The organism is Acidiluteibacter sp. (assembly GCF_055129545.1).
In genome coordinates this window covers 1-23,169 of sequence record NZ_JBSRUB010000001.1, presented here as the reverse complement: position 1 = coordinate 23,169, position 23,169 = coordinate 1, and the positions used below count along the sequence as shown (strand labels likewise).

The 23,169-nt window shown below is 36.3% G+C and carries 19 protein-coding genes; 18 read left to right on the top strand and 1 reads right to left on the bottom strand.

From position 1 onward, the window contains the following. Positions 1 to 94: 94 nt before the first annotated feature. From ACTB0X_RS00095 to ACTB0X_RS00080, 4 genes are all read left to right on the top strand, one after another. Positions 95 to 916, top strand: a complete 822-nt coding sequence (locus tag ACTB0X_RS00095) for a PASTA domain-containing protein (protein ID WP_463022932.1) — start codon at positions 95 to 97, stop codon at positions 914 to 916. 3 nt (positions 917 to 919) lie between these two features. Further along, positions 920 to 3,163, top strand: coding sequence for a T9SS type A sorting domain-containing protein (locus ACTB0X_RS00090; protein WP_463022931.1), 2,244 nt, complete (start codon positions 920 to 922; stop codon positions 3,161 to 3,163). Further along, positions 3,164 to 4,243 (top strand): RluA family pseudouridine synthase, encoded by a 1,080-nt coding sequence (locus tag ACTB0X_RS00085; RefSeq protein ID WP_463022930.1) that lies wholly within the window; start codon positions 3,164 to 3,166, stop codon positions 4,241 to 4,243. 172 nt (positions 4,244 to 4,415) lie between these two features. After that, positions 4,416 to 5,285: a mechanosensitive ion channel family protein gene (locus ACTB0X_RS00080; protein ID WP_463022929.1), complete on the top strand. Its 870-nt coding sequence runs from the start codon at positions 4,416 to 4,418 to the stop codon at positions 5,283 to 5,285. A gap of 248 nt (positions 5,286 to 5,533) precedes the next feature. On the opposite strand, the gene ACTB0X_RS00075 is transcribed toward ACTB0X_RS00080, so the two are convergent. Next, entirely contained in the window at positions 5,534 to 6,040 is a 507-nt protein-coding gene (locus tag ACTB0X_RS00075; RefSeq protein WP_463022928.1) for a ferritin, read from the bottom strand. 103 nt (positions 6,041 to 6,143) lie between these two features. On the opposite strand from ACTB0X_RS00075, the gene pyrR reads away from it, so the two are divergent. The 14 genes from pyrR to ACTB0X_RS00005 all read left to right on the top strand — a co-directional run bounded on the left by pyrR (position 6,144) and on the right by ACTB0X_RS00005 (position 23,058). Further along, a complete protein-coding gene (pyrR, locus tag ACTB0X_RS00070; protein ID WP_463022927.1) occupies positions 6,144 to 6,686 on the top strand; it encodes a bifunctional pyr operon transcriptional regulator/uracil phosphoribosyltransferase PyrR in 543 nt (180 codons plus the stop codon). Between the two features lie 4 nt (positions 6,687 to 6,690). Continuing rightward, positions 6,691 to 7,641 (top strand): aspartate carbamoyltransferase catalytic subunit, encoded by a 951-nt coding sequence (locus ACTB0X_RS00065; RefSeq protein WP_463022926.1) that lies wholly within the window; start codon positions 6,691 to 6,693, stop codon positions 7,639 to 7,641. A gap of 42 nt (positions 7,642 to 7,683) precedes the next feature. Continuing rightward, entirely contained in the window at positions 7,684 to 8,058 is a 375-nt protein-coding gene (locus tag ACTB0X_RS00060) for an STAS domain-containing protein (protein WP_463022925.1), read from the top strand. 3 nt (positions 8,059 to 8,061) lie between these two features. Then, positions 8,062 to 8,994 (top strand): ribonuclease Z, encoded by a 933-nt coding sequence (locus tag ACTB0X_RS00055; RefSeq protein ID WP_463022924.1) that lies wholly within the window; start codon positions 8,062 to 8,064, stop codon positions 8,992 to 8,994. A gap of 58 nt (positions 8,995 to 9,052) precedes the next feature. Next, positions 9,053 to 9,742, top strand: coding sequence for a 2OG-Fe(II) oxygenase (locus ACTB0X_RS00050; protein ID WP_463022923.1), 690 nt, complete (start codon positions 9,053 to 9,055; stop codon positions 9,740 to 9,742). 69 nt (positions 9,743 to 9,811) lie between these two features. Further along, a complete protein-coding gene (locus ACTB0X_RS00045) occupies positions 9,812 to 10,339 on the top strand; it encodes an RNA polymerase sigma factor (RefSeq protein WP_463022922.1) in 528 nt (175 codons plus the stop codon). Further along, positions 10,329 to 10,619 carry a hypothetical protein gene (locus tag ACTB0X_RS00040; RefSeq protein ID WP_463022921.1) on the top strand — a complete coding sequence of 97 codons (291 nt, stop codon included), beginning with the start codon at positions 10,329 to 10,331 and terminating at the stop codon, positions 10,617 to 10,619. Before ACTB0X_RS00045 ends, ACTB0X_RS00040 begins: the two co-directional genes overlap by 11 nt. Continuing rightward, positions 10,606 to 11,079, top strand: a complete 474-nt coding sequence (locus tag ACTB0X_RS00035) for a hypothetical protein (protein WP_463022920.1) — start codon at positions 10,606 to 10,608, stop codon at positions 11,077 to 11,079. Before ACTB0X_RS00040 ends, ACTB0X_RS00035 begins: the two co-directional genes overlap by 14 nt. Next, a complete protein-coding gene (locus ACTB0X_RS00030) occupies positions 11,076 to 11,762 on the top strand; it encodes an MbnP family protein (protein WP_463022919.1) in 687 nt (228 codons plus the stop codon). The genes ACTB0X_RS00035 and ACTB0X_RS00030 overlap by 4 nt, the downstream gene beginning before the upstream one ends. Next, positions 11,759 to 12,580 carry a cytochrome-c peroxidase gene (locus ACTB0X_RS00025; RefSeq protein WP_463022918.1) on the top strand — a complete coding sequence of 274 codons (822 nt, stop codon included), beginning with the start codon at positions 11,759 to 11,761 and terminating at the stop codon, positions 12,578 to 12,580. Before ACTB0X_RS00030 ends, ACTB0X_RS00025 begins: the two co-directional genes overlap by 4 nt. A gap of 245 nt (positions 12,581 to 12,825) precedes the next feature. Further along, positions 12,826 to 14,202, top strand: a complete 1,377-nt coding sequence (locus ACTB0X_RS00020) for a YHYH protein (RefSeq protein WP_463022917.1) — start codon at positions 12,826 to 12,828, stop codon at positions 14,200 to 14,202. Between the two features lie 200 nt (positions 14,203 to 14,402). Beyond that, positions 14,403 to 20,486: a PKD domain-containing protein gene (locus ACTB0X_RS00015; RefSeq protein WP_463022916.1), complete on the top strand. Its 6,084-nt coding sequence runs from the start codon at positions 14,403 to 14,405 to the stop codon at positions 20,484 to 20,486. 2 nt (positions 20,487 to 20,488) lie between these two features. Then, positions 20,489 to 22,045 carry a tetratricopeptide repeat protein gene (locus ACTB0X_RS00010; RefSeq protein ID WP_463022915.1) on the top strand — a complete coding sequence of 519 codons (1,557 nt, stop codon included), beginning with the start codon at positions 20,489 to 20,491 and terminating at the stop codon, positions 22,043 to 22,045. Continuing rightward, positions 22,042 to 23,058 (top strand): PorP/SprF family type IX secretion system membrane protein, encoded by a 1,017-nt coding sequence (locus ACTB0X_RS00005; RefSeq protein ID WP_463022914.1) that lies wholly within the window; start codon positions 22,042 to 22,044, stop codon positions 23,056 to 23,058. The genes ACTB0X_RS00010 and ACTB0X_RS00005 overlap by 4 nt, the downstream gene beginning before the upstream one ends. Positions 23,059 to 23,169 lie beyond the last annotated feature (111 nt).

The following is a 23,169-nucleotide window of genomic DNA, read 5'->3' as shown; positions in this document are numbered from 1 at the left end:
AAATGCTTCAGTAACAAACTCTTATAAATGATTAAGAAAGCCACAACAGCCTCCTTTAAATTTAATATCTTTGTTGACTTTAAAGGAAAAATTCATGACCCTTTTTCGTTTTGTATTCTCTAAGGCTTTTGTCATCAATCTGCTGATCGCGTTAGTTGTAATTGTTGCTGCTTTTATCGGCGTATCTTCTTATTTGACAGGTTATACCTTGCATGGAGAAAGTATAGAAGTTCCAAGTTTTGAAAACTACAAGTTAGATCAATTGGATGATGTCTTTAAGAGAAGTCAGCTCAATTATGTGATTGTGGATTCTATCTACCTCAAAGAAAAACCTGCAGGTACCGTGATAGAACAAGATCCTGCTGAAGGCCGTTTGGTGAAAAAAGGTAGAAAAGTTTACTTGACAGTGACTGCGGTTAAGCCGCCACAAACGACTGTTCCTGATTTAATAGACCGATCCATGCGTCAAGCTGAAGCCACATTAGCGGCTTATGGCTTAAAGTTGGGCGTAGTAACTTATGAGTCCGATCCGTGTTCGAATTGTGTGTTGAAACAACAGCAAAAAGGGAATGATGTAACACCTGGAACTCCAATTCACAAAGGTGCAGTAATCGATTTAGTGGTTGGAAAAGGGTTGGGTGACGAATTGGTGCCTATTCCTTACTTATACCATATGAATGCGGAAATGGCAAAAGTGTTGTTAAAAACAAGTTTGTTGACCATTGGGGCAGAGGATTTTGATGAAACGGTCATTACTTCAGAAGATACTGCAAACGCCGTTATTTACCGACAGATTCCTGCTTATGCCGCCGATAAATCAATTAACTCTGGTAGTTTGGTGAGTATCTTTTTAACGATGGATAAAAATAAGGTGAATGATTCTGCCGTTGATACTACTGAAACGATTCAACCTTAAAGAATGAAAAGATTATTTGTAGCGATTTTATGTGTGTTGTCTTTTGGGACTTTTGCTCAAGATTATTTAACTGTACCTTCTTCCAATCCAAGTTTATTTCATCGAGCGCCTGCTGTTAGTCAAGATAAAGTAGAACAGTATCGATCGTTTATTTACTTGTTTGATACACTAAGCCTGCCTTTTAAAGACGACTTTACTCGAGATAAAATGCGAAAATTAAACGCCAAAGAAACGGACAATGGCGTGATTGATACCGTATTTTATTATCTGTACATAGGCAATCAAGTTTCTGATACCTCAGATCGTTTTTCTGAATTGAGAACAAATACTTATCGCTTTAATGCGGATAGTTCAGTAATCGATACTACTGCTAATCCACAAATTTCCATAACTATAAAAGATTATTCGGTATATCCCAATCAACAATTTGTTCGATCAGTTTATCCGGCCTATAATATTTATGATACCCTAGGCAAACCATTGGATACTATTCCTTCAGCATTTAATTATGAGCAAGATTCCATACAAAGTTACCTTGTTCCTGCAGATGGAAAGAAATCCTTGTGGCAAAATGATTTTGTATTGATTAATGATGGTTTTGCTTTTAATCCACCATCATATGGAGTGGCTACTTTTGACGGATTAGACCGTTATGGACGCGCTTACGATAATTCTGCGACGAACACCTATGGTGATGCGGACTTTTTAACATCTGCTCCAATTGACTTGTCAGGCTTAACACGCGCCGATTCTGTTTATTTGAGTTTTTATTATCAGCCTCAAGGGTTGAGCAGAGACGCTCCTGAGCCAAACGATTCTTTAGTATTGCAGTTTTATGATGTAGGTGTCAATCGTTGGAAATCGATTTGGGGAGCTAAAGGTGGACCGAATGCTCCATTCAAGCAAGAGATTTTGTTTGTAGATAGTGCTTTTTTAGCCAATGGATTTCAATTTAGGTTCAACAATAAAGGGAACCTCTCAGGTGCCTATGACAATTGGAATTTGGATTATGTTTATTTAAATAAACAACGAACTAGATTTGATATCGTTTACAATGACGTAGCCATTAAGTCGAACTATCCGAGCATGTTGAAGGACTATTCAGCGATTCCATTTTGGCAATATGCAGCGTTGGCCGGAGCAACAATGAGAGATACGATTTCTAATTTTTTTGGAAATAACACAACCGATTCAAAAACAGTCTATTTCCGTTATTTTGTCGGTGATCCATCAGGAGCTTATTATCCACAATTTCCTTTTCCATCAAACACAGCAACTACAACTACTTTGAATGGAGGTGAAACTCAAAGACGAAATTATCCTTTAAAAAATAGTCCGTTAAATTTTGAATATCCTGTAACTGATATGGACACGGCGCACACTTTTACCACCACATTCGTTGCGCAATTTAACAATACAGGTGCATCGGATTTTATTCCAGAAAACGACACTCTTTTTCACGAACAGCGTTTCGACCATTATTTGGCCTATGACGATGGAACTGCAGAGGCTGGATATGGTGTGAATTTATCAGATACTACTTTTGGAAAAAAAGGGATAGTGGCGCAGCGGTTTACTTCATTTGTTGAAGAAGATTCATTGACTGCAATTAGTGTTTATTTCTTACAACAAGGAGCTGACATAGAAGGGAGTACTTTTAATTTATGTGTTTGGAGCGATTTGACTATGGATAGTCTATTGTACAAAAAGCCGATGAAAGATATCGTGTCATATTTTGATAAGAATGGATTTAGAACCTACCATTTAGATACCTTCCTACTAGTAAGTGGTGATTTTTACATCGGAATAGAACAGAATACGTTTAGATCATTAAATGTAGGGTATGACTTTAGTAATGATCGTAAAAACTCTATGTTTTATTCTTTAAATGGAGGTGTTTCATTTGCTTCTCCAAGTGGTGCTATCAATCCTGGAACAATGATGCTACGTCCTTATTTTAGAATTAATAAAACACAGGTTTCAGTTGAAAAACAATCGCTTCCAACATTTGATTTGATGGTTTATCCAAACCCTACCAACGGGAAATTGACCTTGAGAATGTCAGAGGACAATCAGTCGGTTGTAAATTATCAGCTGTTTGATATACAAGGGAGAGTTATACAAGAGGATCAATTTGTACAACAACATGAATTGGATTTAGGCAATCACCAAAATGGGGTATACCTAATCCGATTGATCGATCAAAAAGGACAATCAGTCACCAAACGAATTATAGTTTCACATTAGATGATAGAAGAGGAAGATTTTAACGAAGAGCAGGATAGTGATGAGCTTTTTGAGCACTATAAATATGTGGCCGATAAAGGCCAAGCCGTTTTGCGGATTGATAAGTTTTTAAACGATCGTTTGCCCAATACTTCTCGAAATAAAATTCAAGATGCCGCCAACGAAGGAAACATAGTGGTGAATGGAGTGACGGTGAAAAGCAATTACAAGGTGAAGCCGTTGGATGAAATTTCATTTGTGTTGCCTTATCCTCCACGAGTGATTGAGTTGATTCCAGAGAATATCCCTTTGGATATTTTATATGAAGACGACACTTTATTGGTGCTCAATAAACCATCAGAATTGGTGGTTCACCCTGGATATGGGAACTACAGTGGAACATTGGTGAATGCACTCATTTACCACATCAATAATTTACCTGAAGCAGACGGAAACGAAGGCCGTCCTGGTTTGGTACATCGATTGGATAAAAACACCACAGGAATCATGGTGATTGCTAAAACCGAACATGCCTTAACGCATTTAGGAAAGCAGTTTTTCGACCGTACTTCCAGCAGAACTTATCAAGCACTAGTTTGGGGAGATATGAAGGAAGACAGCGGACGAATTGAGGGCCATATTGGCCGGAGCTTAAAGAATAGAAAGCTAATGGATATTTTTCCTGATGGAGAATTTGGAAAAGCAGCCATTACCAATTTTAGGGTGTTGGAGCGTTTTGGATATGTCACTTTGGTGGAATATAAATTAGAGACTGGACGTACGCACCAAATTAGAGCACATTCACGTTTCATTGGTCATCCATTGTTTAACGATCCAGAATACGGTGGAGATCGAATTCTTAAGGGAACCACTTTTACAAAGTATAAGCAGTTTATCAATAATTGTTTTGAAATTCTACCCCGACAAGCACTTCATGCCAAAACATTGGGCTTCACACATCCAAAGACAGGAGAGTGGATGGAGTTTACCTCAGACTTGCCGGACGATATGAAGCAAGTCATCGAGCGTTGGAAAAACTACATTGTAAACCGTGGGTTAAATGAAGAAGAGGAAGACACCAGCGGAAAAGAATTGGAATAATCAGTCCATTTTTTTTGGAGTGAATTAAGGTGATGTTCATTTAGAAATCACACCAAATATGTGGGTTCAAAAGTTTAATTTTGCGCAGATATGGAGTGTCCTCAATTTTCAATATCCATTGATTAACTTTTCGTATTACTTTTTAAATTAACAGATTAAGAATATCTATTTTATGGAAAATAAATGGAAGTCAACGACCTACGTGGTTTTACTGGTGATGATTATTTACCTAAAATTTGTAGATTCAAAAGCATCTGAGTTTATTGCAAAGACGGATCTGATGAAGTCAATTTTAGGATTCATCATCTTTTACCTTTTGATTTATTTGTTGTCCAATTCGGCAAAATATTTTTACAATAGAAGTCGAAAAATCACCAATAACAAAAAGAACAACGTTCATTTTGGAATAGAGAATATTGCCAATTTTTTGTTAGGTGGAGGTTTGTTGGTTTTGTTTATGAGTCTGTTAGGGGTAAAGCCGATTGAGCTAATTACTTCTTTAACTATCGTTGCGGCTGCTTTTGCTATTTTAACCAAAGAATACATTGTTGACTTTTTAAGCGGTATTTACTTGAGTTTTTCAAATACATTCGAAATCAACGATTACGTTAAAATCGATCATCAAAAAGGAAAAGTAATTGAGATCAGTATGCTGAAAGTGAAAATCTTAAACGATGACGATGATGTAGTTATCTTACCTAACTCTAAAGTGCATTACAACGAGATTATCAATTATACGCGCCGAGATGTTCGTTTGATGAATGTAGATTTTCAAATTGCGTTGAAATACATTGACAATATAGAGCAACTGGAAAGAGAGATCATTTCCTCATTAGAAAGTTTTAGTGAATACATCGAACCACGTTCTTATAACTTAAAGGTAGTGGAAATGAAGATGGACTATTTAGAGCTAAAATTTCAATACACTTTGAAGCTGTCCGATATGGATTTGGTGAAAAAGATCCGACGAAAAACAATTCGAGAGGTGTTTAATTTCATCTCTAGTAAAAAGGAGAACTTCCTTGAAAATAGCAATAAGTAAAACCAAAATAAAAAAGCATCCAAATTTGGATGCTTTTTTATTTTTCGATTATTTCTTCGCGCAATAAATACATATAAGGACATCGACCACAGGCCTTACCTTTTTTGTATTTGTCGCAGCACTTCGTCTTCAAGTCTAATTTCTTGAGGATCTTTTTATGTGCTTTTATAAGTTTCTTTTTTCCCATCTGCTGATGAGTCAAAATTACCTATTTAAAATCATTCTAAATAAGAAAAATTAAAAAAATACTAGACAGCCGCAGGGGTTACGGTCAACGTTTTTACATCTCTATCGAATAAATACAGTCCACCTTTATCGTCGCCGATTAAGTTGATTTTATCTAAAATTGTTCGTGCTAAAGCTTCTTCTTCAATTTGTTCAGCTACATACCACTGTAAGAAATTGTGTGTAGAGAAATCCTTTTCATTCAATGAAATTTCAACCAAGTCATTGATGCTTTGAGAAACGGTTACTTCGTGTTTAAACAACAATTCAAACATTTCTTTAGGAGAACCATAAGCCGTTTTAGGAGCAACTAAATCAGAAATAGTAGCATGTCCACCTCTTTCGTTAATATACTTTACTAACTTCAACATGTGCATACGCTCTTCGTCAGAATGCATGTACATAAAAGCTGCAACACCTTCTAATCCTTTAACTTCTGCCCAAGAAGCCATTGCTAAGTATACTTGAGAAGATTCTGCTTCTATTCTAACTTGTTTATTAAGTGCTTTTTCTACCTTATCTGATAACATATTCTATTTGATTTTTTGAATTTATAAAATTAAGAGTTTCTTTCAAATATTTGAGGGTAGAAACGAGGGAACATCAGTTTAGATTTTTATCTTTGCGCTCGACATGGTGAATGAGCGACTCATATTAGATCACAAAAAATTACAGCTGACAATTAAACGTCTGTGTTATCAGTTGATTGAAAATCATCATGACTTTTCTAACTCCGTTATTATTGGTCTTCAACCTCGCGGCGTTTTTATGGCAGATCGAATTCACAAAGAATTAGAAGCCATCCTGAATAAGAAGGTCTTGTTAGGCCGATTGGATGTTACCTTTTTTAGAGACGATTTTAGAAGAAGAGCCAATCCATTGATTCCAAATGCAACAAGCATCGATTTTACGATTGAAAACAAAAGAGTTGTTTTAATTGATGACGTTTTATACACCGGTAGAACCATTCGATCAGGATTGGATGCAATGCTAGCTTATGGCCGACCTGCAGATGTTGAATTAATGGTTTTAGTAGATCGAAGATACAGTAGACATTTGCCTGTAGAGGCAAATTATATTGGAACTCAAGTAGATTCTATCTCGGAAGAACGAGTGAAAGTAGAGTGGAAAGAGGCAGACGGTAAGGATCAAATAATATTATATACCCCAGAATAGTAGAATGGAAAAATTGTCAACCCGCCACTTATTAGGAATTAAGAACTTAACAAGAAAGGACATTGAATTAATTTTCAATACGGCTGATAATTTTAAAGAAATCATCAATCGACCGATTAAAAAGGTGCCTTCCTTAAGGGATACCACAATTGCCAATTTATTTTTTGAAAACTCAACACGAACAAAGCTGTCTTTTGAGTTGGCAGAAAAACGATTATCAGCGGATGTCGTTAACTTTTCAGCAAGCGGTTCTTCTGTATCAAAAGGAGAAACTTTAATAGATACCGTTAATAATATTTTGGCCATGAAAGTGGATGTAGTGGTCATGCGGCATCCAAATCCTGGGGCGGCTGTATTTCTTTCAAAGAATATCAAAGCAAGTATTATCAATGCTGGCGATGGAACTCACGAACACCCTACTCAAGGATTATTAGACGCCTTTTCAATTCGAGAAAAACACGGGGATTTAACGGGTAAAAAAATTGTAATAGTAGGAGATATCGCACATTCAAGAGTCGCACTTTCTAATATTTATTGCTTACAAAAATTAGGTGCAATCGTTAAAGTATGCGGGCCACCCACACTGATTCCAAAATACATTGCTTCATTAGGAGTGGAAGTGGAGTATAATTTAGATAAAGCCATTGCTTGGTGCGATGTAGCCATGATGTTGAGAATTCAATTGGAGCGTCAGACCAATTTAGCTGAAGGCAATCAAGTCAAATTATTTCCTTCTTTGCGTGAATATGCCAATATGTATGGTCTAACAGGCGAACGATTGAGTCGATTGGACAAGAAAATTACCATCATGCATCCTGGACCAATAAATAGAGGAGTTGAAATAACTTCTGAAGTCGCAGATTCAGAACATTCAATCATTTTAAATCAGGTTGAAAATGGAGTAGCGGTGCGTATGGCAGTTTTATATCTTTTGAGTGGTCGAGAATTTTTATAAGGAATTATTTTATATATATTTGTCTGCAACAGCACTATTATTATGGAATACGAAATCATCAAGGAAGAGAAATTCGCAGTTTTTAAGTTCTCAGTAGAGAAACTGACTGCTATAATTGCGCCCTCCGTTAAAGCCGACGTATTGGTTTTAAATGAGTCTGGATTCTCTAATTTTATTCTCGATCTTTCTGCAGTAAAGTATTGTGATTCTTCGGGATTAAGTGCTATTCTAGTCGCCAATAGAGTGGCTAAAGAAAGTAGAGGAACGCTAGTCATTTGCGGTTTACAATCAGCAGTAGATAAATTGATCAAGATCTCTCAATTGGATGGAATCTTGAATATTGTTCCTTCCTACAACGAAGCCATGGACTATATTTTTATGGAAGAGTTGGAAAAGGGTTTGGACGACTTTATCTAATTCATGGCTTTATCTGTTCTCATTCTCGGCAGTAGCGCTGCAGCACCCACATTAAATAGAAATCAAACCGCCCAATTAGTTTCCACCGAACGCACCCAATTTTTAGTGGATTGTGGCGAAGGTACTCAATTGCAATTGCGCAGGTACAAAGTTCGATTTCAGCAGATTGATCATATTTTTATTTCTCATTTGCATGGGGATCATTTTTTTGGGCTTGTGGGGTTATTGTCCACCATGCACCTTTTGGGGAGAAAAAATCCCATTCATATTTATGGTCCTAAGGAGTTAAAAGAAGTAGTAGAAGTGCAGTTCAAATACATTGGTGGACCTGGCTTGAGTTACAAAATAATTTTTCATGCAGTGGAAGGCAAAGACGACGCCATTTTTGAAGATGAAGAGGTGATTGTCACTTGTTTTGAAGTGAAACACCGAATCAAATGTTTTGGTTACAAATTTCAAGAACGAGTAAAACCTCGTAGAATCAATGGAAAACGAGTAGAGTTTTATAAAGTGCCCAATTATTATAGAGGTAAACTAAAAGAAGGCGTTGATTTTACAACTGAAGATGGAGAAGTGATCTCGAATGAGGTATTAACAGATGCTCCTCATCCTTCTTTTTCATATGCTTATTGTGCAGATACTGCATACAATGAAAAGATTCTTCCAATAATAGAAGGAGTTGATTTACTCTATCATGAAGCGACCTTTTTAGAGCAAGAGAAATCACGTGCGAAGAAGACCTTTCATTCTACAACGATACAGGCCGGAACAATGGCCGAAAAAGCAAAAGTGAAGCAATTAATTATTGGTCATTTTTCAAATCGGTACACGGATTTAGATCCTGTTTTAAAGGAAACGAAATCGGTATTCAAGAATACAGTTCTGGCTATTGAAGGCAAGACTTTCATCGCAGGAGATAGCAAGTCTAAAAAATAAAGAAGATGCTGTGCTGTTTGCATTTTATCTAAGTTTGCCTTTCAATTAAAATTACTATTTGAACGTATTGAAAACTCGATTTGACTTTGAACAGGTTTACGACGAAACTTCTAATGTGACAGAAGTTAGTTTGTTAGATGCTATCGCAGATAGCTTGGCTATAAATTCTTATGCCATTATAGATAATTTTTTATCCGATCAAGAAGCGTTGGATTGTTTGGAAGTACTTTATGAAAATAAAGAAGAAGGGAATTTTAAAAAGGCAGGAATTGGGACGTTGGGAATGCATCAAATTGATCGATCCATTCGAGGGGATGAAATTAAATGGTTGGATAACAATAATCTGTCTGCAGCATCTCAAGTTTATATGGACCAAGTGGATGCGATGATGAAATTTTTCAATCGAACGTTATTTTTAAGTTTGAAGGACTTCGAATGTCATTTTGCACATTATCCATCAGGTACTTTTTACAAGCGGCATTTAGATCTACTAAAACTCTCAGATCACCGAAAACTCAGCTTTGTTTTTTATTTAAATCCCGATTGGAAAGTAGGGGATGGTGGTGAATTATTATTGTATTTGCAAGAAAATGGAACTGAAAAAACAGTAGTGGTTAATCCGTTATTGGGCCGATTAGTGGTGTTTCGGAGTGAAATCCTCGAACATGAAGTTGCCCTTGCTCATAAAAGTAGGTACAGTATTACCGGCTGGATGTTGGATCAATATAAAGGAACCACTTTCTTATAAGTAGAGAATTTAACTATTACAACCTGATTTGAATTTCAAAATTCGTATTATTATTGATTAAAGGTGGAAATGAATCTTTCAGAAATATATCAATTATATGGTAGTATGGTTTATAACCTGGCACTTCAATACACTCAAAATATTGAAGATGCTGAGGAGATAACGCAAGACGTATTTTTGATTGTACATGAAAAGATTGATTCATTCCGAGGTGAAGCTTCACTTAAGACTTGGATTTATCGATTGAGCATCAATAAGTCTTTAGACTATATCAAGGTAAAAAAGTCAAAAAAAAGGTGGTCATTTTTCTCCTCTGGACGAGTAGATGCTGGAGAAATAGAGATTCCCGATCAAGGTTTTAATCACCCTGGAGTGGAAATGGAACAAAGGGAGTCGATGGAACACCTTTTTAAACTGATTAATCAGTTATCCGAAAATCAAAAAACAGTGATCATTCTGCTAAAAGTGGATGGACTAACGATGGAAGAGGTAGGTGAAATTATGGAGTTATCCTATAAAGCGGTAGAATCATTATTTCAGCGTGCAAAAAAAAAATTGAAAATTTTAATCGAAAATTCGAAGGAAAATGAAAAGTAATTCGTCTATGGAACAAATGGAAAAACAACTACAACTATTAAAGGATATTAATCGAGTGTCTCCTAGCGCTGATTTATTAGCTAAGATTGAAAATAGGATAGCGCAACCGAAAAAGCAGATTATCCCATTATTTTGGGCGAGAACTGCTGCTGCTTTGTTAATCTGTTTGATGGTAACTGAAGTTTATGTGGTCATAGAAAATCAACAAATCAATACCTCATCAGATATCAGCGAAGTGCTTCCTCAAACTAATAATTTGCTGTATTATGAAAATAAATAAATTTTACCTCATAATAATTGTTGCATTGTTGTGCTGCAACTTAGTTTTAGTATTCTTTCTATTAAATGGACCTCAAAAAGGGCCAAATAATAGACCAATGGGTGGGCCCGGGAGGCATGAACCGAAAAGAGTTATCATTGATAAATTACACTTTGATGATACTCAGATCATGCAATATGAGGAAGTAATTAAGTCTCATTTTGAAGCAATTCGTGGTTATGATCGTCAAATAAATGAACTAAAAAGGAACCTATATATTCAATTAAAAAGTTCAAGTAGTGAAGAGAGTCAGTCTATTATTATCAATAAAATAGGAGAAATTCAACAAAAAATTGAGCGCAAACACTTTGATCACTTTTTAGAGATAAAAAGTATCTGTCGTCCAGAACAGCTGAATGACTTTGAAGCGCTCACCGAAGAGTTAACTAGACTTTTTAATCGAGATAAACCACCGAGATGAAATTAAGATGGAGCTTCATTTTTCTGTATTTCCTACCAATTTTAGGTTACGCTCAAGAACTTAAGAATGTGTTGTCAATTCAAGTAACGTTTCAAGGGCAGCAATTGGAATTGGGAAAGAATTATTATTCAGATGCACTAAAGGATAGTATTCAATTTAATAAATTGCAATTTTACATTTCAGATATTGCATTGGTCACAGAAGACGGCAAGAAAGACACTATGGCTAAAAAGTATCACTTGGTTGATTATTCTCAACCGAAAACGTTAGTTATGGGACAGGTGCTTGAAGATAGGCCTATTTCGGAGGTTGAATTTAATGTAGGAATTGATAGCATTACCAATGTTTCTGGTGCTTTTGGTGGAGATTTAGACCCAACGATTGGAATGTATTGGTCGTGGCAAAGTGGATACATCAATTTTAAATTAGAAGGAAAATCGGAAGTTATTCCTTCAAAAAATAAGGAGTTCCAGTTCCACCTTGGAGGCTATAGTTTTCCGAATAAAAATGTGACTCAAGTTCACTTAAAAGCAGAGAGTAACTCTCCTAGGATTCTAGAATTGCCGCTGGATAAATGGATTGAAAAAATTGATCTTAAAACAGTAAATACCATAATGAGTCCGAGTAAAGATGCTGTTAAGTTGACCGAATTGATCGGAGAAACATTTATTATTCAAAAATGAGATTAAGGTTTTTTGCTTTCTTTTTTATTATTATGCTACTTTTTAGCTTCAAAAGTTTCGAAAATGGAACCTTGATTTATCCAGATTATTTCCCCAAGCCAAAATATAATTTTGAAAATAATCCGCTTGATTCTAATAAGGTAAAATTAGGGCGTTTGTTGTTTTACGATGGAATTTTATCGCTAGACAATTCGCTTTCTTGCTCTACTTGTCATTCACCATTTAATGCATTTGCTCATAATGATCATAAATTGAGTCATGGAATCGGAGATAGTATTGGAACTCGAAATGCACCAGCGCTTTTTAACTTGGCCTGGCAGAATTCATTCATGTGGGATGGAGCAATCAATCATTTAGACATGCAGGCATTAGCACCAATAAGTTCCAGTATTGAAATGGGTTCTGATATTAATGTGGTTGTTCAAAAACTTCAAGCTGATCGATTTTATAGAAAGAAATTTTATGAAGCTTATCAAGATTCTATCGTTACTGGGGAACATTTATTAAAAGTACTTTCTCAATTTCAATTGACATTAATCTCTGCAAATTCGAAATATGACCAAGTGAAACGAGGCGAAAATGAATATACCTCACAAGAATTAAAAGGCTATAAGCTGTTTCAAAAAAACTGTAATTCTTGCCATCAAGAACCCTTATTTTCAACTTATGGATTTGAGAAGAACTTTATCGAAATGGATTCATTATTGAATGATTTTGGAAAGGGAGTAGTTACGCAGGTTTCAAAAGATAGTTTGTATTTTAAAATTCCTTCTTTAAGAAATTTGAAGTACAGTTATCCATACATGCACGATGGTTGATACTATACTTTAAATGAAGTGTTGAATCATTATAACAGCAAGGAAATTCAGAAAAAATTTAAAGAAAATGGGTTAAAAAAAATTGATTTGTCTTCAAAAGCTCAAGTTGATTTAATCGCTTTTTTATTGACTTTGAATGATAAAGAGTTTGTTTTCGATCAAAAACATCGATTTCCAAGAGAATTATTAAATAAATGGAAGGAAAAATAAAAGTTTGTCGTCTAAGAGGAAATCAAACTAATAGTATGAAAAAAATTAATCTTTTAATTGGAGCGATGGCAATGTCTGCTGGTTCCTTTGCACAATTGACTCCTGATGTAACATCTTGGTTACAAGATACAGTAAACACAGGTAGTTATTATATGTCTGGAAATTCAACTCCAATTGCGAATAACATTTTAGTGAATTGCCAGCGAGTAGAATACTCAAGTAATTTTGTTTACATCAGTACTAAGGGAGTACCTTCTTATCCAACTGGTCCATTTCAAGATGGGAATCCATCACAAGCAACTGATCAGTCTGCGATATTTAAAATTCCTAGAAATCCAACACCGAATACTGGAACATTGATCACAACAATAGGCGGGAATATTGGAGTTTTCATAAATGGAGTTGCCTTATTTGATTACCGCGATGGAGTCGCTTGGAATTCCAATACGAATTCACCTTGCGGTGGACCGGGGAATGCTCCTTGTCCTGGAGGTCCTATGGCGTCACAAGACTGGAATAGGGATGCGGTACCTTCAGAAATGATTGGTTTTGATTGTTCTAAAGGTCATCCTGCTATGGGAAATTATCACCACCATCAGAATCCATCGGCGTTTAAATTGGATTTAAATGTCGTTTCTTCTATTTGTAATTTATATGATGCCAATGGATTGTATGTGATAGATAGCACGGTGCATTCTCCTTTAATTGGATTTGCTTATGACGGTTATCCGATTTATGGAGCTTATGGTTATAAAAATACAGACGGCACAGGCGGAATTAGTAGAATCAAATCTGGTTACGAAAAGAGAAACATAACGACAAGAACAACTTCTCCTGCCGGCACTTCAGTTTCATCAGGACCAGCGGTTAGCACTACATATCCATTGGGTTATTTTAGAGAAGACTACAAATGGTATTCTCATGCAACACAAGATTATTTAGATGAGCACAATGGTCGTTTTTGTGTGACTCCTGAATATCCAAATGGAACCTACGCTTATTTCGCTACAGTGGATGCCAATTGGAATTCTGCTTACCCATACGTTGTGGGACCTTATTTTTATGGAAATTTCGCCGATAGAAAAGTGACTTCAATAACAGAAAATACCACTCGGTATATTTCTACAACTACAGCAATTAGTGAGATTGAATGGGAGCAATTAAATATTTCTATTTTTCCAAATCCAGCCACTGAATTAGTTGCTATACAATTGGGTAGTCTATTAACACATAATGTAGAGGTGACTTTGTTGGACATGTCAGGACGAAAAGTAGCAATGACTAGCATTAATAAAGGAAGTTCGATAGCACATTTTGACGTCCAAACGTTATATGCAGGAACTTACATTTTGAGATTTGCAGGAGAAAATGGGGGAGTGTTCAGTAAGAAATTGATCATTGCCCGGGATTAATTGGTTTAAAGTATTCTATTAGATAATAAGGCAAGGGTCAACATGATTCTTGCCTTTTTTTGTTAAAAAAAACAGAGAATAAGATTCCTATAATTTGATATCGAACAAGTTCAGTTTGTCGTTATTTTTTATTCTAAATTCATTACTTTTATTTGATAAAAGATGTTAACCTTTTTTATCTTATTTGCGTAAAAACAGTCATGCTAAACCCCTGCAAAAAGACAATTCTACTATTATTTTCCTTGCTTTTGGTAGGTATTTCTACCTATGGTCAATGCTTTAGTGTATTAGACGGTAATGGAGTTTTTACAAATAATAATCCTCAGTGGGTAAACTGTACACCCGGATCATACACCCTAATTCTTCAAACAAATAATGCAATCGGTCCCTATACCATTAATTGGGGGGATGGAAATTCAGGAGGTGGAGCAGATATTACACCACCAGCATTTATTCAGCATACTTATCCCAATACAACCAATACATTTAATGTAACATTGATTGAGACGGGGACCGGATGTACAATCAATGGGTTAGTCGTTTTAGAAAGGAATCCATTGGCATCCATTCAGCTGCCTGCTGGTGATGACAACTTTGGTTGTACGCCTATTTTGTTTCGATTCATTAATAGTTCAACTCAAGTTTCCAATACAACCACTTTTACGTGGAATTTTGGAGATGGAAGTCCGGTAGAAGTCTATAATTCTACCAATTTAGGTGATACAATTAATCACATCTATCTACCCGGTGTTGGCGTTCAGAGTTGTAACTTAGAAGTAACCCTTGAAGCAACTAACTTTTGTGGTACTTCAACGGCAAGTTTTTTTCCGTTAAAGGTGTGGGATTTGGATGAAGCTCGGATTACACCTTCAGCTACATTGCAATGTTTTCCCGACAATACTTTTCAATTTACGAATTCAACCATTCGAAACTGTTTTCCGGAAGGTAACAATTCTCAGCGCTACGAATTTTGGAATTTTGGAGATTATTGGGGCAAAGGATACGATTCAATTATCAACTGGCGTCCGTGGAATCCACCTATTATTAACCCACCGCCCATTGAATACCCGGGAGTTGGAACCTATTCCGTTACCTTAATCGACAGTAGTTATTGTGGAACAGATGCGACAACAATTAGTGTGACCATTACAAGCGCTCCAACTGCAGTTATTACAGCCGATAAGGATACGATTTGTGCTGGAGAAACAGTACGTTTTACCAATGGTTCCTTTGGTGGAGCGAATACCTATCGATGGAATTTTGATCAGGGGAGTGGATGGCAGACCATGAATGGCAACCCAAAGAACAGAACCTATAATACTCCTGGAGATTATCGAATAGGATTAATAGCAGGAGTTGCCGGTGCAAATGGTTGTCGAGATACCGCCTTTGTTGACTTATATGTTAATCCTAGCCCAAATTCAGATTTCACTTTGAGTAATAACAATGCATGTGATAGCATGATTGTTAATTTTACGAATACGACCACTGGTGCAGTATCATGGCGTTGGTCATTTGGGAATGGAAATACTTTTATTGGAGAAAACCCGCCATCACAAAATTATACTTCCCCAGGAACCTATTCAGTTAAATTGTACACTGAAAATAGTTCTGGCTGTCCTGACTCTGTTACAAAGGTTGTAAATGTCTATCAAACTCCAATTCCTGCTTTTTTACCTGCATCTGTATGCGTCAATTCAGTGGCTAGTTTTATGGATCAATCGACAACAGCTATAGGAGATCCTGTAATTTCTTGGTTTTGGGATTTCGACAATGGATCGACTGCAACGATTAAAAATCCGACAACTGTATTTACCTCTGGAGGGACATATAATATTATTTTACAAGTTTCTACGGCCAACTGTACGGCTAGAGATACAATTCCTATTGTAGTAGAAAATTTACCTACAGCCGGATTTACACTTTCTCCTGATGGTGGCTGTTCTAAACTAGGCGTATCATTCACCAATACATCGTCACCGAATGCCACTAAGTTCAAATGGAATTTTGGAGATGGAAGTCCAATTGATACCAATAGGAGCCCAGTTCATGAATATGTAAATACATCTGATAAGGATACTTCATTTATAATAACTCTTATTGCATCTACTACCTTCGGATGTATCGACACCATTACAGATACAGTCGATGTATTCCCTGTTCCTTCCCCTAATTTTACATCAGATGCAGTGGTAGATTGTGGCCCTATTACGGTCAATTTTACGAATTTGACAATAGGAGACAGCTTAAGTTACATCTGGAATTTTGGAGATGGAACTGCGCTTTCTACTGATACCAACCCAACGCATGTTTTTGATAACAAAACATTGTTTATCAGTAATTACAACGTTCAATTAGTAGTGCTTTCAAATAATGGTTGTCGAGATACCACCACAAAAGTAATTACCGTTAATCCTGAACCAATATTCAATTTTACTACTTTGCCTGATTCGGGATGTAGTCCATTACGAGTTCAATTTCCTGTGGTAGTAGGAGCGGTAAGCTATAATTGGGATTTTGGAGATGGGAATACCTCTGTTGGAGCCAACCCTGCGCATACTTATGTTAATAATACCACCAACAATCAGTTGTTTAATATTCGATTGATTGCCATCAATAGTTTTGGGTGTCGTGATACTTCATTTGGAAGTGTATTGGTTTACCCGAACCCAACTTCAGTGTTTAGCACAGATACTATAAGGGGTTGTCAACCTTTGCCAATTGAATTTACCAATTCTAGTACAGGGGCAAATTTCTATGATTGGAGGTTTGGTGATGGAACAACAAGTGATACTTCAGATGCTATTTTTACAAAAACGTTCACCAACAATACAGCAGCAATTGTTAATCGAACTGTTCGATTAATTACTAGAACAACTCAAGGATGTAAAGATACCGCGACAACGCAAATTGAAGTATATCCAAAAGTAGTGGCGCAGTTTCTTTCAGATACTGCTGGTTGTACACCATATCCAGTTGCATTCACCAATCAATCTACCGGTGCGGCGGGGTACCAATGGAGTTTTGGTGATGGAGTTAATTCAACATTGAATGCGCCTTCTCATCTTTTTACGAATCCATTATTAAAGGATACAATTTACTCTGTAAAATTAATTGCACGCTCACCTCAAATGTGTGTGGATTCAGCAATTAGAAATGTAACAGTATTCCCTAAGCCTGTGGCAGATTATACCATTGATAACTCAGTGGGGTGTCACCCTTTATTGGTGAATTATACGAACAACTCTTTGATATCAGATTCTTGCCGATGGGATTGGGGAGATGGAACATTCAATACAAATTGTTTCTCTGCAAATTCTCATACTTTTAATAATACAACTTCATCATTGCCTATTGTGTATGCCTCTAATCTGTATGTTTTTACGGATAATGGTTGTAAAGATACGTTAAGAAGAACAATCACAGTGAATCCTGATATAATTGCCGATTATTCTGTTGATACTGTCGGTTGTAGCCCACATTCAGTGCGATTCAACAATGGTTCTACTGGAGCTTTAGATTATGTTTGGGACTTTGGTGATGGTGTTACCAGTAACGCAATAAATCCAAACCATATTTATGTAAATACCGGTTTAATTGACACTGTTTTCTATGCCAAATTATTAGTCCGTTCTCCTCAATTATGTTTGGATTCAATTACGATACCTATTCGTGTTCATCCAAAGCCAGTGGCTGATTTCTCAATAGACAATACTGTCGGCTGTCATCCATTTGAAGTGAATTACTCCAACAGCTCTCTGATTGCTGATTCTTGTAGATGGTCATGGGGGGATGGTACTTTTAATGATACTTGTTTCATTACTAAGTCACATTTATTTACCAATACGACTTCTTCATTAGCTATTGTGTATGCTACTAATCTTTATGTTTTTACAGACAATGGTTGCAAGGATACGATTCGTAAAACACTTACAGTAAATCCTAATATTATTGCAGACTTCACTGTTGATACCGTTGGCTGTAGTCCTCATTCAGTTCGCTTTAGTAATTTTTCTACTGGCGTAACCAATTACTTTTGGGACTTTGGCGATGGTGTGATTAGTAATACCTTAAATCCAAATCATACCTATGTGAACACAGGATTAATTGACACCGTTTTTTACGCCAAACTGTTGGTTCAATCGGCTCAATCTTGTTTCGATTCCATCACTATTCCAATCCGAGTGCATCCAAAGCCTATTGCAGATTACTCGATAGACAAAACCATAGGATGTCATCCACTTGAAGTGAATTATAGCAATGCTTCTTTAATAGCGGATTCTTGTAGTTGGTCATGGGGTGATGGGACTTTTAACGATACTTGCTTTGTAGGGAAGGCGCATACTTTTACTAATACAACATCTTCAACACCTTTGACTTACAATACTAACTTATATGTTTTTACCGATTTCGGTTGTAAGGATACGCTGCGTAAAACGATTACAGTGAACCCGCAAGTTATCGCCGACTTCACTGTAGACACTGTAGGATGTAGCCCATTGAAAGCGATTTTTAGTAACAGTTCAATTGGTGGTGCTACTTATCGATGGACTTTCGGAGATGGAGTTATCTCAAATATAGCTAATCCGAATCACATTTATGTCAATTACGGACAAACCGATACGACTTACAAAGCGAAATTAATCGTTCGATCTCCGCAGCAATGTTTAGATTCATTGGATTATGATATTTTGGTGCATCCTAAACCAGTAGCTGATTTTGTAGCTTCTACTTCAGGAGGATGTCAGCCACTAGAAGTGCAGTTTACAAACAACTCCATCATCGACGATTCTTGTAGTTGGGTGTATGGGGATGGGAATAGTTTAAATAACTGCAACTTAATTACCAATCATACCTTTTTTAATCAAACCTCGCTATTTCCAGTTTCTTACAGCACAGAATTGAGAGTTTATACTGCATTTGGATGTGCCGATACGTTGGATCAAGTATTTACTGTGAATCCACAAGTGATAGCGGATTATACATTTGATACAATTGGATGTTCTCCTTTTCCTGTCACTTTCCGTTCTCAATCTTTTGGAGCGAATAGCTACAATTGGAATTTTGGTGATGGAGCTACTTCTCAGGGATTAATTGCCAACCACACATTTGTTAATACTACTGGTGCAGATACAACCTTTAATGTAAGTTTAATTGCCAATTCAATCTACAACTGTAAGGATACTGCTGTCAATCAGGTCACCATTCGACCTACGCCAATTCCAGATTTTGTAGCAAGTCCATTGTCTCAAATGTATCCAAGTTCAACTGTTAATATTGTAAACACAACCAATGCTGGTCCTTGGACTTACAATTGGAGTTTTGGGGATACTAGCTTTTCAACTGTTCGTTCACCGGGAAGTCATGTGTATAATTATTGGGGGACTTATAAAATTTGGCTGAAAGCAAGTACTCCATTTTGTTCCGACAGTATTTTTAGGGAAATTGATATCATACCACCTATTCCTGTTGCCGATTTTAATGATAGCATCAGCGGATGTGAACCACTAGAAGTTACTTTTCAAAATCAATCCATTTATGCCAATCGATACATTTGGGATTTTGGTGATGGAAGTTCTTCAAGTCAAAGAAATCCAACTTATACCTACAGACAGCCTGGAATATTTACTGTTTCATTAAGAGCCATTGGTGATGGAGGCGAAGATGTTGAAGTAAAGACGAATTATGTAGAAGTCTATAGAAGAGCAAATGCCAACTTTACCATCAATAAAGGACCTGAAGAAAAGATTTTCATACCGAATGATCCATTAGTGACGATCAACTATTCGGTGAATGCTGACAGTTATTTGTGGGATTTTGGAGACGGAAATACATCTACAGAACGAAATCCTACCCATTATTATACTGAAGAAGGAACTTTTCCGATATTCTTAATTGCTGAAACCTCATTTGGGTGCAACGACACATTTGATTTAGGAAGAACAGTAATCGCAGAGTTACAAGGTAGTATTCGAGTTCCCAATGCATTTACACCTGGAAGTAGTGGAAATGGCTCCGGAGCAGGTAATGTGAAAAGGAATCCTGGATTTGCTGAATTAAACGATGTTTTTTATGCATTAATTGTGGGTGCAGAGACTTATGAATTGAATATCTTTAACAAGTGGGGTGAATTATTATTCGTTTCAACCGATCAGGATATTGGATGGAATGGATATTACAAAGGACAACTTTCAAAACAAGATACCTATGTCTGGAAAGTGAAAGCTACTTTCGCCGATGGAGAAACAGTGGTTAAAACAGGTGATTTGCTATTATTGAGATAACTATGAGAAAAAAGTTACTACTTATTTTATTACTAATTAGTCTAGTTCCTGTTGCTTTGGCACAAACAGAAGGCTACAGCAAAAAGGATAGAATCGCGTATGAAGAAGCAGATTCATACATTGCTTATGGCGATTATAGGACTGCTGCAGAGCTTTTTGAAAATTTATATTTAAAAGATAAGGGGAATCAATACATCAAATACAAGTTAGGTTATTCGTATTTCAAATTGCATGAATTTGATAAAGCGAAACCGTTTCTTCAGGAAACTCTCTATACTGTTGAAGATGCTAAGTTTTATTTAGCTCAAATATTACATTATCAATCATACATTGATGAGGCTGAGCTGATGTTGAAAAGTATAAAATCGAGTGAGATTGAGGAAAAAGAAATAGATCGCTTATTGGAACAAATTGATTTTGCAAGAGATCAGTTTAAAAATCCCAAAGAAGTAACTATAAAAAATTTAGGTACAAATATCAATAGTGAATATCCTGATTATGTTCCTTTGATTACTGCTAACGAAGATTTTTTATACTATACGAGTAGGCGTCCAAATGACCAACACCAATTAAAAGACGTGACTGGACAGTATTATGAAGAGGTGTATTCAAGTGTAAATATAGATGGAGAATGGACTAAAGCCATTCCGATAAAAGGAAGTATTAATACTGAGAAACATGATGCATGTGTTGGATTAAGTCCTGATGGAAACTCCATGTTTTTATTTAAAACCAATACCAATTTGGTGGGTGGAGACTTGTACGAAAGCCAACAGATTAATGGTTTTTGGAGTGCGCCTCTTAAAATGTCTGATAAGATAAATGGAGAGTTTAGCATCGAGCCAAGTGCGAGTATCAGTATTGATGACCGGACTTTTTATTTCTCAAGTAATCGGGAAGGTGGATTTGGAGGATTTGATTTATATCGAGTGATCAAACTGCCAAATGGAGAGTGGAGTGAGGCATTAAATTTAGGAGATCAAATTAATACCCCTTATGATGATGATGCACCATTTATTCATCCAGATGGGAAAACGCTTTATTTTAGTTCTAAGGGGCACCAAACCATGGGCGGATTTGATGTGTTCAAAACAAAGTTAAATGGAGATAATCAGTGGGGAGAAGTTGAGAATTTAGGGTTCCCAATTAATACTACGACCGATGATATCTATTTTGTTATTTCAGCAAATGAACAACATGGTTATTATTCTTCAGCTAAAGCAGGAGGAGAGGGCAGTCAGGATATTTACCGAATTAACTATTTAGAAAAATCATTGCGGCAATCAGTTGTAAAGGCGCAAATACCAAGCATCATTGATAATCCAAATGGTGCATCAGTGACTGTTTATGACTTAAGAACAAATGAAATAGCCGGAGCTTACACCCCTAGAACTCGTGACGGACGATTTATTTTTCTAGTAGATCCCAATGTAGAATATGAAGTAGTAATTGAGTCTGTAGATTTCGAAGAATTAATAAAAACGGTTTCTTTTTCGCTCGAAGAATTAATGGGAAGAACGAGTATTGAATTTAAATTGAAAAAAATAGACTTAGAATGAGATTAATATTTGTAATCATATCATTCTTTCTATTAACGCTCATTGGAAAAGCGCAGGACATGCAATTTTCGCAGTTTTATGCCGCCCCTTTGTATGTAAATCCCGCTTTCACAGGAACTACAGTAGAACACAGACTTGCGGCGAATTCTAGATTACAATGGCCGTCTATTCCCGGTGGGTTTAAAGCCTATCACTTTTCGTATGATTACAATGCTGCAGATATCAATTCCGGGTTTGGATTGATGGCAAACAGAGAAGAGTCAGGTTCTTTTGGTTTGACGACTAATTTGATTGCCTTGAGTTATGCGTATCGGTTCGAAATAAAACGGGAATTATTTGTGATGGGAGGGGTAAAGTTTGGATATGCCTTTAGAAGTTTAGATTATTCCAAACTGGTTTTCAACGATCAATTGGAAAATGAATCACCCGTGACTAGAGATACAGAAGCATTTGCAGATCAAAATATCAATTATCCAGACATTTCTGCTGGGGTTTTACTGTATTCTCCGCAATATTGGTTCGGGATGTCGTTGAATCATTTGAATGAACCGAATCAAACATTGTTGTCAGGTAATAATACGATAAGCGAACTGCCGATGAAATTTTCGATGCATGGGGGATATGTATTTTCTATCAAGGATAAGATTGTAAATAAAGCTACTGCTCAAAATGTTACAGTTGCTTTTCAATACAAATCTCAAGGAAAATTTGATCAATTGGATTTGGGATTTTACTACAACAATAGTCCATTGGTTTTTGGATTATGGTATCGAGGATTACCACTTATCAAACATTATGAACCTACTTATGCCAACAACGATGCAATAATAGCTCTAGTGGGTTATAGCATTCCTGATTATAACATTAGTATCGGTTACAGTTACGACATTACAATTTCTCGATTAATCTCTAATAGTGGAGGTTCACACGAAATTTCTCTCATATATGAAGTGGCCAGTAGAAGAAAGAAACGACGTAATAGAAAGTTCATCGTTCCTTGTGCTAAGTTTTAAGTGTAGGAATTAGTATCCACTTTTGGTATAAAAGATTGTTCTACTTTTCTAGCATCATCAATAATCTCAGATGGATACTTATAAAGTTCTAAAATCTTTAAAGCATTCCTA